The sequence below is a fragment of the Pacificimonas pallii genome, assembly GCF_019204005.1.
GTDB classification, from domain to species: domain Bacteria; phylum Pseudomonadota; class Alphaproteobacteria; order Sphingomonadales; family Sphingomonadaceae; genus Pacificimonas; species Pacificimonas pallii.
In genome coordinates this window covers 211,030-224,414 of the sequence record NZ_JAGSPA010000003.1, presented here as the reverse complement: position 1 = coordinate 224,414, position 13,385 = coordinate 211,030, and the positions used below count along the sequence as shown (strand labels likewise).

The 13,385-nt window shown below is 60.6% G+C and carries 13 protein-coding genes and 2 tRNA genes; 11 read left to right on the top strand and 4 right to left on the bottom strand.

Features of this window, described 5'->3' with window-relative positions; translation table 11 throughout:
• Positions 1-91: 91 nt before the first annotated feature.
• Together KCG44_RS09740 and KCG44_RS09735 are read left to right on the top strand one after the other, a co-directional pair.
• On the top strand, positions 92-364 hold the full coding sequence (locus KCG44_RS09740; RefSeq protein WP_218445896.1) for an HU family DNA-binding protein: 273 nt from the start codon (positions 92-94) through the stop codon (positions 362-364).
• Between the two features lie 91 nt (positions 365-455).
• Positions 456-530 (top strand) — tRNA-Val (locus KCG44_RS09735).
• Between the two features lie 216 nt (positions 531-746).
• Here the strand turns inward: KCG44_RS09735 and KCG44_RS09730 are convergent.
• Positions 747-1,964: a methionine gamma-lyase gene (locus tag KCG44_RS09730; RefSeq protein ID WP_255536467.1), complete on the bottom strand. Its 1,218-nt coding sequence runs from the start codon at positions 1,962-1,964 to the stop codon at positions 747-749.
• Between the two features lie 53 nt (positions 1,965-2,017).
• Between KCG44_RS09730 and KCG44_RS09725 the strand changes: the two genes are divergently transcribed.
• Positions 2,018-2,530: an Lrp/AsnC family transcriptional regulator gene (locus KCG44_RS09725; RefSeq protein ID WP_255536466.1), complete on the top strand. Its 513-nt coding sequence runs from the start codon at positions 2,018-2,020 to the stop codon at positions 2,528-2,530.
• A gap of 102 nt (positions 2,531-2,632) precedes the next feature.
• On the opposite strand, the gene KCG44_RS09720 is transcribed toward KCG44_RS09725, so the two are convergent.
• The gene (locus KCG44_RS09720; protein ID WP_218445895.1) at positions 2,633-3,094 is read right to left on the bottom strand and encodes a peptidylprolyl isomerase; all 462 of its coding nucleotides are present in this window, start codon (positions 3,092-3,094) and stop codon (positions 2,633-2,635) included.
• Positions 3,095-3,177: 83 nt separating this feature from the next.
• Here KCG44_RS09720 and KCG44_RS09715 point away from each other — a divergent pair.
• The 3 genes from KCG44_RS09715 (at position 3,178) to KCG44_RS09705 (ending at position 5,035) form a co-directional block, all read left to right on the top strand.
• Positions 3,178-3,253: transfer RNA gene (locus tag KCG44_RS09715), tRNA-Val, on the top strand.
• 74 nt (positions 3,254-3,327) lie between these two features.
• A complete protein-coding gene (locus KCG44_RS09710; protein ID WP_218445894.1) occupies positions 3,328-3,777 on the top strand; it encodes a hemerythrin domain-containing protein in 450 nt (149 codons plus the stop codon).
• A 25-nt stretch (positions 3,778-3,802) separates the two neighbouring features.
• The gene (locus KCG44_RS09705; protein WP_218445893.1) at positions 3,803-5,035 is read left to right on the top strand and encodes a multidrug effflux MFS transporter; all 1,233 of its coding nucleotides are present in this window, start codon (positions 3,803-3,805) and stop codon (positions 5,033-5,035) included.
• Here KCG44_RS09705 and KCG44_RS09700 read toward each other — a convergent pair.
• Positions 4,995-5,471 carry an Lrp/AsnC family transcriptional regulator gene (locus tag KCG44_RS09700; protein WP_218445892.1) on the bottom strand — a complete coding sequence of 159 codons (477 nt, stop codon included), beginning with the start codon at positions 5,469-5,471 and terminating at the stop codon, positions 4,995-4,997. The two genes, KCG44_RS09705 and KCG44_RS09700, sit on opposite strands and share 41 nt — an antisense overlap.
• A 153-nt stretch (positions 5,472-5,624) precedes the next feature.
• On the opposite strand from KCG44_RS09700, the gene KCG44_RS14565 reads away from it, so the two are divergent.
• From KCG44_RS14565 to KCG44_RS09685, 3 genes are all read left to right on the top strand, one after another.
• Complete coding sequence (locus KCG44_RS14565; RefSeq protein WP_218445891.1) at positions 5,625-7,058, top strand: sensor histidine kinase; 1,434 nt, start codon at positions 5,625-5,627, stop codon at positions 7,056-7,058.
• A 97-nt stretch (positions 7,059-7,155) separates the two neighbouring features.
• A complete protein-coding gene (trxB, locus tag KCG44_RS09690) occupies positions 7,156-8,127 on the top strand; it encodes a thioredoxin-disulfide reductase (protein ID WP_218445890.1) in 972 nt (323 codons plus the stop codon).
• 24 nt (positions 8,128-8,151) lie between these two features.
• Positions 8,152-9,087: a LysR family transcriptional regulator gene (locus KCG44_RS09685; protein ID WP_218445889.1), complete on the top strand. Its 936-nt coding sequence runs from the start codon at positions 8,152-8,154 to the stop codon at positions 9,085-9,087.
• Between the two features lie 209 nt (positions 9,088-9,296).
• Here KCG44_RS09685 and KCG44_RS09680 read toward each other — a convergent pair whose 3' ends face one another.
• Positions 9,297-10,205, bottom strand: coding sequence for a 50S ribosomal protein L11 methyltransferase (locus KCG44_RS09680; RefSeq protein WP_218445888.1), 909 nt, complete (start codon positions 10,203-10,205; stop codon positions 9,297-9,299).
• 294 nt (positions 10,206-10,499) lie between these two features.
• Here KCG44_RS09680 and pip point away from each other — a divergent pair, with 294 nt between their 5' ends.
• A complete protein-coding gene (pip, locus tag KCG44_RS09675) occupies positions 10,500-11,450 on the top strand; it encodes a prolyl aminopeptidase (RefSeq protein WP_218445887.1) in 951 nt (316 codons plus the stop codon).
• 701 nt (positions 11,451-12,151) lie between these two features.
• Complete coding sequence (locus tag KCG44_RS09670; RefSeq protein ID WP_218445886.1) at positions 12,152-13,363, top strand: acyl-CoA dehydrogenase; 1,212 nt, start codon at positions 12,152-12,154, stop codon at positions 13,361-13,363.
• The last annotated feature ends 22 nt before the right edge of the window (positions 13,364-13,385 follow it).

The window sequence follows — 13,385 nt, the reverse complement described above, 5'->3', positions numbered from 1 at the left end:
GGTTTGCTTTGACTCGTCCTGAGGGCTGGGTTTTTATATCCATGATGAGACCGGCATACCCGGCTTGTGCAATGATAAAAGGGGAGTAAGTATGAATAAACAGGAACTGATTTCGGCTGTCGCTGAGACTGCGGATCTGACACGCGCCGAGGCCGGAAAAGCGGTCGATGCCCTCTTCGATTCGATCAGAGGCGCTCTGTCAAAAGGCGACGAGGTAAGGCTGGTCGGTTTCGGTACGTTCATGACGGTTCACCGCAAGGCCTCGACAGGCCGCAACCCGCGCACCGGCGAACCCATGCAGATCAAGGCGTCGAACCAGCCAAAATTCAAAGCTGGAAAAAGCCTGAAGGACGCGGTTAATTAAAACCCCGCCAATGCGGTTCAATCAGACGAAAGTTTCTTTCTGGACCTTCGATGGACCGGGCGATATAGGCCGCGTCCTTCCAGAGCGGTCCGGGCGCGTAGCTCAGCGGTAGAGCACTGCCTTCACACGGCAGGGGTCCCAAGTTCGAACCTTGGCGCGCCCACCATTTTTTTCGACAGCGACGAAATCGCGGACGTCAGCATATTGCCGAAGGCGATGAAGTTTCAGCTATTCACCGGTGCACGCTTTGGCGCTTTCTAGGCGCTCGCGCGGCTTCCGACCTGAACTCTTCGCGCCTGGGAACGCGCCTGCAATGCGTTTGCAACGCGCATGCCTTTTCAGGCATGCGTGGGGGCCTGCCCTTCACGCCATAAGGGTGATCTCATCCGGCCTGCGCGTTCAAGGCACGTTCCAGATCCTTCTGTAGATCGTCCACATCCTCCAGTCCGACAGATATCCGTACGAGCCCATCCGAAATGCCGTGCGCGGCACGCTCTTCTTGCGTGTAGGTACTGTGCGTCATCGTTGCCGGGTGCTGGATCAGGGTTTCTGCGTCACCCAGGCTGACCGCGCATTGGATCAGGGTTAAATTGTTGATCAACCGGTGCCCGGCCTCGATCCCGCCCTTTAGTTCAAAGGCGATCATACCGCCGCCGCGCTTCATCTGGCGTTCCGCAATGGCCCGGCCGGGGAACGAGGGGCTGCCAGGATAGTGCACAGCACTGACGGCATCATGTGCCAGCAGGAATTGTGCGATGACTTCGGCGGAGGTGCAGTGCCGTTCCATTCTCAGCGCCAGCGTTTTCAGGCCCCTCATGACAAGCATGGCGGTCATCGGCGCCATCACCGACCCGGTCATATCCTTCACGCCGATCAGGCGAATCTCCTGAAGGATATCTGATTTCCCGACGACGAGTCCGGCAATCAAATCGCCATGACCACCAAGATATTTCGTTGCGCTGTGCACCACAATGTCGGCACCCAGAGCGATCGGCCGTGTCAGATAGGGGGTCGCATATGTGTTATCGACGACAATTATCGCGTCATGCGCATGTGCCACTTCGCACGTGGCGGCAATATCGACGATCCGCATGTTCGGATTTGCAGGTGTCTCGAAATAAACGACTTTGGTCTTTCCGGTAATGGCCTTTTCCAGCGCATGCGCATCTGTCAGATCGACATGGGTCACCGTGATCCCGAAACGCGCCAGTCCATCGCGCAGGAATGCGAAGGTGCAGCCATAAAGCGTCTTGTCGGTGATGATTTCGTCGCCCGGCGTCAGGAGCGTCCACAATGTCGCCGAAATGGCGCCCATGCCCGACGCGGTTGCCAGACCCGCCTCGGCACCTTCCAGCGCGGCAATCCGCCGTTCAAGAAGGTCCAGCGTAGGATTGGAAATGCGCGAATAAAAATGCCCAGGTGACACCCCTTCGAAGCGCGCGCCAAGCTCATGCGATGATGACGCCGTGAAGGTGGATGTCATGTGCAGGGGCGGCGTCAGTGCGCCATGCTCATCCTGCGGATTATAACCCGAGTGAATGGCGAGCGTGGAAAAACCCGCATCGTCGTGGTCGCTGCGGAACGGCATGGTGTCGGTCATGATACGGATATCCTTTTTGGCTTTAAGCCATAATATCAGGATATCGACGGCAGATGTGGTCGATCTACCTGGTCGTGGGTGGAAAACTTGGCAGGAACTGCTATGATCTGGTGATGGACAGGCTGGATCTTGCGATCATCAGGGAATTGCAGCGCGACGGCAGGCTGACGAACCAGGCCTTGGCTGAACGTGTCGGCCTATCGCCGTCGCCGTGCCTCCGCCGACTGCGCGCCCTGGAGAAGAGCGGTACGATTCGCGGTTATACGGCGCTGGTCGATCCACGCGCCGTCGGCCTTACGATCACGGTCTTCATTAGAATCACGCTGGACCGCCACTCCAGTGACACCGTGACGAGATTTGAACAGGCGATCGCACGGCTGGACGAGGTGTTGGAATGCCACCTGATGACAGGCAGTTCGGATTATCTGCTGCGCGTGCTCGTCAAGGATTTGCCCGACTATGAGCGCTTCATGCGACAGTCGGTTCACGCAATTCCGGGAATCGCTTCCGTGGATACGAGTTTTTCCTATGGTGCCGTCAAGGAGGCGACCGTGTTCAGTCTTTGAAGCCTGAAAGCCCGCAGATGCTTTGACGCCATCGTGCTGGCACCGAAAAACACCGGGCAGGCGAGGATAATATTCTACCCGCCGCCTGCACCGGCGCTTGGCCTAGCGAATTTCCGCTTTGACGATCTTGCCCGGCTTCGCGGGCGGCTCGCCCTTGGGCAGCGCGTCGACATGCTCCATGCCCTCGGTCACTTCGCCCCAGACGGTATACTGGCCGTCCAGGAATTCCGAATCTTCGAAGCAGATGAAAAACTGGCTGTTTGCCGAATCCGGGTTCTGCGCGCGCGCCATGGAGCAGGTGCCGCGGGTGTGCGGCTCGGAATTGAATTCCGCCTTCAGGTCGGGCTTGTCGCTGCCGTGCATGCCGGTCCCCGTGGGATCACCGCCCTGCGCCATGAAGCCGGGGATCACGCGGTGGAAAACAACACCATCATAAAAGCCGCTCGTGGCAAGTTCGGTAATGCGCTCGACATGATTCGGCGCAAGGTCGGCGCGTAGCTTGATCCATACCTCCGCATCATCTGAGGTATCGAGCTTCAGGATAAGGGTTTTGGCATCCGCCATCAGTGTGTCTCCAAAAATTTATGAGTGGGATTGCGATAATGGGATTGCACGGGGCATAACGGCTTGGCAGAAGCCTGCAAGAGGGGCGCTTAGCTCAGTTGGTAGAGCATCTCGTTTACACCGAGAGGGTCGGCAGTTCGAGCCTGTCAGCGCCCACCATATTTCCCTCACCTTGCAACCTCGTGTCCGTCCATGCGTAGACAGGGCAGGCATAAGTGAAGGGTGCAGGCACAATGGCAGATATTCTCGAACTCCTGAAGAAGGATCATGAAACGCACCGGGGGATTCTCTCGGATCTTGCAAAGGCCAGCGGTGCCGCGCGCCAGACGCTTTTTGGCCGGTTCAAGGCCGAAGCTCTTGCGCATGCGAATGCGGAGGAACAATCGCTTTACGCGGCCATGATGTCGAACCCCAAGCAGCAGGATGAGGCCCGTCATGCTGTCGCTGAGCACAAGGAGATCGACGATTATGTCGAAGATCTCGAAAAAATGGATATGCACAGTGATGAATGGATGTCGAAATTCCTGAAACTCAAGCATCGCTACGAGCATCATATCGACGAAGAAGAAGAAGAGATGTTCGTCACGGCCGCGCGCGCGCTTTCCGATGAAAAACGCAAGGAACTCGGCACAAAGTTCAGTGAGCGCCGCAAGGCGGAAGAGGAAAAACTCCGCGCCGCGTGAGCCCTCTCAGACTCACGATGTGAATGTGAATGAGCGCGCCCGCCCCGCGGCCGCGCTCATTATTTTGCTCGGCGGGCTGACGGCGTTCGGTCCGCTATCGATCGACCTTTACCTTCCGGCCCTGCCTGTCATTGGCGAGAGCCTTGGTACCGATGCTGCGAGCATGCAGCGTACGCTGGCCTCATTTATCGCAGGCCTTGCCATCGGGCAGCTCGTTTACGGACCTCTTTCGGACCGGATCGGCCGGCGGCCGCCGCTTCTCATCGGCATTGCGATCTTCATCGTGACGTGCGTTCTTTGCGTATACGCCGAAAGCAATGCGCAAATGACCGCCCTGCGATTCGTGCAGGGCCTTGGCAGTTGCGCGGCGCTGGTCGTTGCCCGCGCGATCGTGCGCGACCGCTTCAACCATCAGGATAGCGCGCGGGTGTTCACATGGATCGTGCTCGTCATGGGAATCGCGCCGATATTCGCGCCGCTCCTGGGCTCATTGATACTCAGCGTGGCGGAATGGACGGCGATATTCTGGGTGCTGGCGCTCTATGGTGTGCTTTTGGGAGCTGCCGTGCTGTTTGGGCTTTCCGAGAGCCGGTCGGCTGAAACGGCTGAACTGGCCCGTAGCGCACGTTTTTTCGGCGGCATGTCCTCACTAATCCGCAACCGCCGTTTTCGTGGATATATGTTTGGGCAGGCTTTCAACATGGCCAGCCTGTTTGCCTATGTTTCCAGCGCGCCCGCGATCCTGATCGTCCAATATGGCGTTTCGGAATTCGCTTTCGGGTGGTTGTTTGCATTGAATGCAGCGGGCCTGATCGCCGGGTCTCAGGTCAATCGCTACCTCCTCGACCACTATTCCGCAGACGCGATCATGAGGACGGCGAACCAATTGGCCGTTGCGGCCGGGTTCCTGCTGCTTGGCGCGGCGTTCACTGGCTTTGGCGGGCTTTTCGGCATCATGACCGCGCTCTTTCTGGTGCTGGCGACCTATGGATTTATTGCGGGCAACGCCAATGCGGGCGGGCTGAGTGTCGACCCGCGCCGGGCAGGAGCGGCATCCGCCTTGCTGGGGGCGGCAGGGTTCGGTGTCGGTGCCGCGTCGGCGGCGGCGACATCGTTTCTGCCGTTGGAGGCGGCGCAGTCTACGGCCATCGTGTGTGTGATCTCACTGATCCTGTCGTGGTGGCTGTTTCGCGGCACCGCCACCAGGTCAGCGGACGTCAGTCCACGGGAACCCCGGGAAGACGCTTCGCGGCCCTGATCGTCAGCGATGTTTTTACATGTTCCACATTGGGCGCGCTCGTCAGCTTGCCTGTCAGAAATTGCTGGAAGCTTTGCAGGTCCTTGGCGACAATTTTCAGTATGAAGTCAATTTCGCCGTTCAGCATATGACATTCGCGGACTGGCGGCAGATCGGCGATATGCGCCTCAAAGGCCTGCAGGTCCGCCTCTGCCTGGCTTTTCAAGCTCACCATCGCAAAAACCGTTATGCCATAGTCGAGCTGGCCGGCGTTCACATCGGCATGATAGCCGTTGATGATGCCAGCCTCTTCAAGAGCGCGCACGCGCCGCAGGCAGGGCGGCGCCGTCAGTCCTACGCGTTGCGCCAGATCGACATTCGTCAGCCGTCCCTCGGCCTGAAGATGCCGCAATATGTCACGATCAATATCATCCAATTGGTACGATTTCGCACCCATAGTGCCTCCTGAGTGAAATGGAGTTACGTCACCTGTAATTTTGTTAGCAGATAGTTACGCAAATTGACAATCGCCATTACAATGGGGGACAGCGTGAATATCGCGTGATATAGCGGCCGGATCGTTTCACCGTCATAACGGATCTGAAGTCCGGTGCATCTCGATCAACGCCTTTCCACGGTATCCAGATGGGCCGTTACTTCCCGGAAGAAGACCGGCGGCGACCCGGACGCGGCGCTGCGCGCGGTCGTTCAGATCGCTGACGCGTTGGCGACTTCGAACGGCGGCGATCGCCGCGCCGCGATGCGTGTGCTTTTGACATTGCGAGGCCATTTGACCGGCGGGCACCGGGACCGCCTGATGCGCCTTGCCGAGACCGTTAGGGTCGCTGCCCGCGCCCGTCGTTACCTCTGGTCCCGGCCTGCGATTTGCCGGCCAGTACCCGGTCCGCTCGACATTCCGGGTGAAGCGCTTTTGTCGTCGCTGGCGACCCCCGGCCGGGGGGGCCGGCAGCCGCGGCCGGAGCCCATGTCCACAGGCTCGACGCCGGCGATGCGGGCAAGCGGTGAGAGGATCGCCCGGCTGATCGGGCAGATCGATGATTTCCGAAGCTCCGTAGAGCAGAATGTTGACGTGTCCTCGGCGACGCGGAAGGCGTTTGACTGGCGAACCGACGCCGCGGGTCTGTTCGTCGAGGGCGGTCATGACTTTGGCGAACGCGAACGGCTTCGCCTGCAGACGCTGCCTTTCAAGGAGAGCGAGGAAGCGCGTCGCAGAATCGACAGGAGATGCGCATTCAGTGGCATTAGCTGCCGCATGGCCGATGACACACATGCGCGCGTCTCCGCGCGGCCACGATTTCATCCGGTCAGCGGCGCCTTTCAGGGATATGCAGGGCGCGCTGTGCCCGATCGGCCTGCCGCTTTGCTTGATATTCCCGTGGATACCGTGGCGGATGTCGCGCATGAAGTCAGGACGCCGCTGACGGCGATTTTGGGATATGCGGAAATGATCGAACAGCAGGTCATCGGTCCCGCGCCCGCGCATTACCGTGCCGACGCCCGCGCCATGATTGCGCAAACGAGACGACTGCTGATGGCCGTGGACACGCTTGGCGACGCTGCGGCGCTCGATGAGGGCAGGGCGGTTCATGATGGCAGCACGGTCGGCGCGCATCTGCTTGCGGATCGCTTGCGCGATCATGCCGCCGAACTGGCCGATGACCGCGGCGCGCAGCTGGTAATCGAAGTGGTCGAGCCGGCACCGGCTTATCCCGTCGATACGGAGGCGCTGTTTCGCGCGGTGGCGCGTCTGCTGAGCGCCATGCTGGCATTTGCCGGCCAGGACGAATGCGTCCGGCTGACCCTGACGGGCGGCGAGATCATTGTCTCGCGCCCTGCCAGGCTGAGCGGGATCAGCGAAGACGCGCTCGTCAACGACCGGATCGAGGCACCGGAATCCGCCGACGCGCCCTTGCTCGGCCTCGCCTTCACATTGCGTGTGATGCAGCGTCTCGCACATGCGCATGGCGGCACATTTCTGTTCGCGGCGGAACATCTGCATGTCCAGCTGCCGCCCACCGCCTGAGCGCACGTAACGTACATTACCGAATCCTCGTAATTGCAGATGATGCCGCTTACATTGGCGGTGAAACTGAACACGGCACGGAAGGCGGTCAGCGATTATGGAAGCGGGCGAACATATCAGAGTAGCGATCATTGGTTCAGGACCGGCGGGCTATACGGCGGCGGTGTATGCAGCGCGTGCGGCACTGGACCCTGTTATCATTCGCGGCCTGCAGCCCGGCGGCCAGCTGACCATCACCACGGATGTGGAAAACTGGCCCGGTGAATCGTCCATCATGGGCCCGGATCTTATGCAGAAGATGGAGGATCAGTGCCGCCATCTGGGGACCGACATCCGCGATGACATGGTGACATCCGTCGACCTTTCCCGGCGTCCATTTACCCTGACGCTGGAATCCGGCGGCACAATGACGGCCGATACGGTGATCATCGCGACCGGCGCGCAGGCGCGCTGGCTGGGTATCGAGGGCGAGACGAAATTCCGCGGCTTTGGCGTCAGTGCCTGCGCGACCTGCGATGGCTTCTTTTACCGCGGCAAGACTGTGGCGGTCGTTGGCGGCGGCAATACCGCCGTTGAGGAGGCGACGTTCCTGACCAATTTCGCCGAGAAGGTATACCTGATCCACCGCCGCGATGAGCTGCGCGCGGATGCCACCAACCAGGCGCGCCTGTTCGCGAACGAAAAGGTCGAACTGATCTGGAACGCTGAGGTCGCCGATATCGTCGGCAGTGAAGATCCCCTGTCGGTAACCGGCCTGAAACTGTCCGGGACGAACGGGAACGCGGATCGCGATCTTGCGGTGAACGGCGTTTTCATCGCGATCGGTCATGACCCGGCGACCAGCCTGTTCGTCGGTCAGCTCGACATGGACGAAGATGGCTATATCCATACGGCGCCGGATTCCACCGCGACCTCGGTAACCGGCGTTTTTGCCGCCGGTGATGTGAAGGATCATGTCTATCGCCAGGCTGTGACAGCTGCGGGCATGGGCTGCATGGCCGCGCTGGAGGCCGAGCGCCTGCTGGCGGCGGAAGCGGATTCGCAGCCCGAGAGCATGGCCGCGGAGTGAGCCCGCTGCGGAGGGAAGATATAGATGAGCGTGCTGGACTGGGATAAGCTGCGGCTGTTCCATATCGTTGCCCTTGCGGGCAGCTTTACCGAGGGCGCGCGCCAGCTTGGCATGAGCCAGCCCGCCCTGTCCCGTCAGATCAGCGCGCTGGAAGGCACACTTGGCGCCAAGCTGTTCCATCGGCATGCGCGCGGCCTTGCCCTGACGCATGAGGGGGAGAAGCTGGCGGAAACGGCGAGCGAAGCACAGGACCAGATCGAGCGGACGCGGCAGTCCATCGCCCAGTCGATCGGCAAGCCGACAGGTGAACTGCGCGTCACGACCACGATTAGCTTTGGCTCCACCTGGCTGACCCGGGCGCTGTCCGATTTTCTGTCGCAATATCCGGACATCAATATCGCGCTTCAGCTGAGCGATGACGATCTGGACCTTGCGCGGCGAGAGGCGGACGTCGCCATTCGGTTCGCGCCGCCGACGCAGCAGGGCATGGTGCAAAAGCGCCTCGATGCTGTCCGATACCGGCTGTGCGCGTCTCCCGGCTATCTGGAACGGTATGGCGCGCCGGACAGCGCAGCGGACCTGTCGGATCACCGTCTGGTCGCTTTTGGAGAGCCCGCACCCGGCCCGATCCGGGGGGTGAACTGGTCGCTGGAGGTCGGGAACACCGGGATGCCGCGCGTGCCCTCCATGACGGTGAACAGCATTTACGGGCTCGCAAAGGCAGTCGAGGCGGGGGCAGGGATTGCCGCGCTGCCAAGCTACCTGATTCTGTCGTCCGGGCGCATGCAGGTCGTGTTGCCGAAAGAACAGGGGCCGATTTTCAGAACCTATTTCGTATACCCCGAAGAACTGCGCGGATCGATCCGCATGCAGGTCCTGCGCGACTTTATTTTGCAGCGCATGAAAACCGATCCTCTTGATTTCGATGCTGAATCTCTCAAATTGCAAGCTATGCGCTGAACGCATGGCTGGGTTGCGAAATTGTGCACTGCACAAAAAACGGGCCGTTTCCTAATTATGACTCATCGGCGGCGGTCACGAACCGTTCCCGCAGAAATCGATTAGAACCGCATCCTCCCCGCGGATATCGATATCGGGCTCCCGGCACTCCTCCCTCCCTCCCCGCCGGGAGCCCCCCTTTCTTTCAGATCAGATGGTTCCGGCGGGTATCATGCCCGCGCCCGGTCATGCGCGAACATCACGATCGGCCAGCCATCATTGGCGTCGACCCTGACGAAGGTAAGCCCCGCCGCGCGATAGGCCGCGCACACCGCCTCTTCCTGCCTGCTGAGGAGACCGGCCAGCAGCAGCGTTCCGCCGTCCGACAGTGCGGCCGCGATGTCCACCGACATGTCGATAAGCGGCTGTGCGAGGATATTGGCGACGATCAGATCATAAGGCGCGCGGGCCGCAAGCTGCGCGTCGGCCAGGCCATCAGCGACAATCAGCGCGATCTGGCCGGCGGTCTCGCCCTCCCCCTGCCGGTTGATATGCAGATTTTCCCGGGCAACGTCGATGCTGACCGCGTCAATGTCGCTGGCGGTCATCCTTGCGGTCGGAAATGCCTTGGCAATACCAAGTGCGAGCAGTGCGGTGCCTGTCCCAAGATCAAGGGCATTTTCCGGCGCCCTGGCGAGCTTGCTGAGCGCGCGCAGGCATCCGGCAGTCGTCGGATGATGGCCGGTCCCAAATGCCAATCCCGCTTCTATCTGCAGGCCGATTGCGTCTGCGGGAACCTGATCGGCGTCCCTGGCGGCGTGGACCATGAACAAGCCCGCGCGGATCGGATCGAGCCCCGCCTGACTGAGCGTTACCCAATCCTCCTCGGGTAGCGGCACGATGATGGGCTCTGCCATCGGCGAGGTCGGCAGCAGCGACTGAATGAGAACGGTGAATTCCGGTGTGGGTTCGTGGCCGACATAGACGTCGAGCCGGATCCGAGACGGGTCGTCCGGATCGGTCTCGCTGGTCATGAGCGCGGGCTGTGGATCGATTCCCGCCAGCTGCGGCATGTCAGCGGTGAGAGCGTCGGCATCCGCCCGCGAGATCGGCAAAGTAAGTTTCCAGCTTTTGGTCATGGTCAGTCTCCAGCGCCCGTAGCGGGCAAGGTCTTTCGGGAAGTTGGCGAAGGTGACGCTGGTCCGCCCATCAAGTATCCCGGTGCCGTGGATACCCTGGACGGAAGGCCGTGCCGTAGGAAAGTGGATTTTTCAAGTGATGGGAAAGACATGGAATTCCGGGCCTGACATGAAGTTGCCACCGACCCCCGAGTCTGTTGGCTCCGCCCGGCATATATGTGCATAGAGGGCGCCGCAAAAGGTGACGGCAGGGATGGCGCGTACCGGGTCCGCGCTGAATATGGGAGAGCATTCATGACCGAATTACGCACGCTGTATCCCCGGATCGAGCCCTATGACAGCGGCATGCTGGATGTCGGCGACGGACACAGCATCTATTATGAGCGGTGCGGCACCAGGGGCGCAAAGCCGGCGGTGTTCCTGCATGGCGGGCCGGGCGGCGGATGCTCCCCGGATCATCGGCGGCTGTTCGATCCGCAGCGTTATGACATCATGCTGTTCGATCAGCGCGGGTGCGGGCGCTCGCGGCCGCATGCCGACCTGACGGCCAATACGACGTGGCACCTGGTCGCCGATATCGAGCGGCTGCGCGGGGTGATGGGGGCAGAAACGTGGCAGGTGTTCGGCGGATCATGGGGATCGACGCTGGCGCTGGCCTATGCGCAGACGCATCCCGAGCGCGTCAGCGAGCTGGTGCTGCGCGGGATCTACACGCTGACGAAGGCGGAAATGGACTGGTACTACCAGCACGGCGTGCCGGAGATATATCCCGATCTTTATGCCGCATTCTGCGCCCCCATTCCGCCCGTGGAACGCGGCGATTTGCTGAGCGCCTATCACCGGCGGCTGATCGCGGACGACGAAGCCGTGCGGCTGGCGGCGGCGCGGGCGTGGTCGATCTGGGAAGGCAAGACCATCACGCTGCTGCCCGAGCCCAAGACGTCCGATGCCTTCGCCGACGCGCATTTCGCGCTCGCCTTTGCGCGCATCGAAACGCATTATTTCACCAATGGCGGCTGGTTCGAGGACGGGCAGTTGATCCGCGATGCCGGGAAGCTGGCGGGGATACCGGGCACCATCGTGCACGGCCGCTATGACATGCCGTGCCCGGCAAAGACGGCCTGGGACCTGCACAAGGCGTGGCCGGGATCGGAATTATATCTGATCGAGGGCGCGGGCCATGCCTATGACCAGCCCGGCATACTGGACCGCCTGATCCGGACGACGGATGGCTATGCGGAGTAGGGATGATGCGTGTCTATCGGGTGTGGTGTGTTTGTTAACGGGATTGTCGTGATCTTTGTTTTAGTGATATTGTCTTGGGAAAAATACCTAAATTTCAGATATTTAATAATTAGAACAGGAATAGTAAACCAAATGAAAAATTTCACGTTATTGGTTCCTGGCGCGATTTTTTCATGTGGTGATCATCATTGCTGACACGCCAAACGTAAAATGTATTTTCTTTTGATACGGCGGGACTCGCGAGGCGGCAGAGGGAAATGGTGGCCGACCTTGCGCCGTACTCAGGGCAGGGTGGCCGAACCAAGCTTTCGAAAGCGATTTTAGATCGTGGCGCGAGAGCTTCATCAGCAGAAAGACAGCGGTCTCGATACTGTGGCCCCCGTGTCCCGGTTTTGACGAGACATGTATGTGGTGACCCAAAACGGGACAATTGGTTCAGGGGTGGATGGGGGCGTGTCCTCGGTGCGACAAATTGGCATGCGACTTGCTGTGGTTTGATTGTCGCCGACTTGGCATCGCTCTCCTCGTGCGATCTCCGGCGTTGGTTCGACACCAGTCACGCGCGCTCGTCACTGTGCGTGGCGCACTGGAAATTGACGGCGGCGATCCCCCCGCGGAACGCCGCCGTTTTCCGTTGAGGGTGTTCATAACCTGCCGGGCATGGCTTTCGTCCTGCCGCATTTCGCTCTATGCAGGGCGCCATGAATATCATGCCTGACAAGATCGCCGCCGCCGAGGCGCCCCGCCCTTCGTTCAAATGGGAAGACCCGCTGGGTCTCGATGAACTGCTGACAGAAGACGAAACGATGATTCGCGACTCTGCGCGCAGTTTCTGTGAGCAGGAACTGGCGCCGATTGTGCGCGAGGCGAACCGTCATGAGACCTGTGATCCGTCACTCATGCAGGCATTCGGTTCCGCCGGGCTGCTCGGTTCAACCATCGAGGGATATGGCTGTGCGGGCGCCTCTTATGTCGCCTATGGCCTGATCGCGCGTGAGGTCGAACGTGTCGACAGTGCCTATCGCAGTGCGATGTCGGTGCAGTCGTCCCTCGTGATGCACCCGATCCACGCCTATGGCACTGAAGAACAGCGTGAGAAATATCTGCCAAAGCTGGCGACGGGCGAGTTCATCGGTGCCTTTGGCCTGACGGAACCCGATGCCGGGTCTGACCCGGGCGGCATGAAGACACGGGCGCGCAGGGACGGCGATCATTATGTCTTGAACGGCGCGAAGATGTGGATCACGAATTCGCCAATCGCACATGTGTTTGTGGTGTGGGCGAAAGATGATGACGGCGAGATTCGCGGTTTCATTCTCGAGCGCGGCGACGCCGGTCTGAAGACACCGAAGATCGAGGGCAAATTTTCCCTGCGCGCATGGGTGACGGGCGAGATCGTCATGGAGGATGTCCGGATCCCCGCCGACCGCCTGCTGCCCAATGTAAGGGGCCTGAAGGGGCCGTTCGGCTGCCTGAACAAGGCGCGTTACGGGATCAGCTGGGGCGCGATGGGCGCGGCGGAATTCTGCTGGCACGCGGCACGGCAATATGGCCTGGACCGGCACCAGTTCGGCAAGCCGCTGGCGGGGACGCAGCTGTTCCAGAAGAAGCTGGCGGATATGCAGACGGAGATTTCGCTGGGGCTGCTCGGATCGTGGCGCGCGGGCAAGCTGATGGACGAAGGGCGTCTGGCGCCCGAGGCCATCTCCATCCTGAAGCGCAACAATTGCGGCAAGGCGCTGGAGATCGCGCGGCAGGCGCGCGATATGCATGGCGGCAATGGCGTGAGCGACGAATATGGCGTTATCCGCCACGTCATGAATCTGGAGGCGGTGAATACCTATGAGGGGACGCACGATATCCACGCGCTGATCCTGGGCCGGGCCCAGACTGGTGTGCAGGCGTTTTTTTAGGGACGGCTGGTTTCAGGCGCGT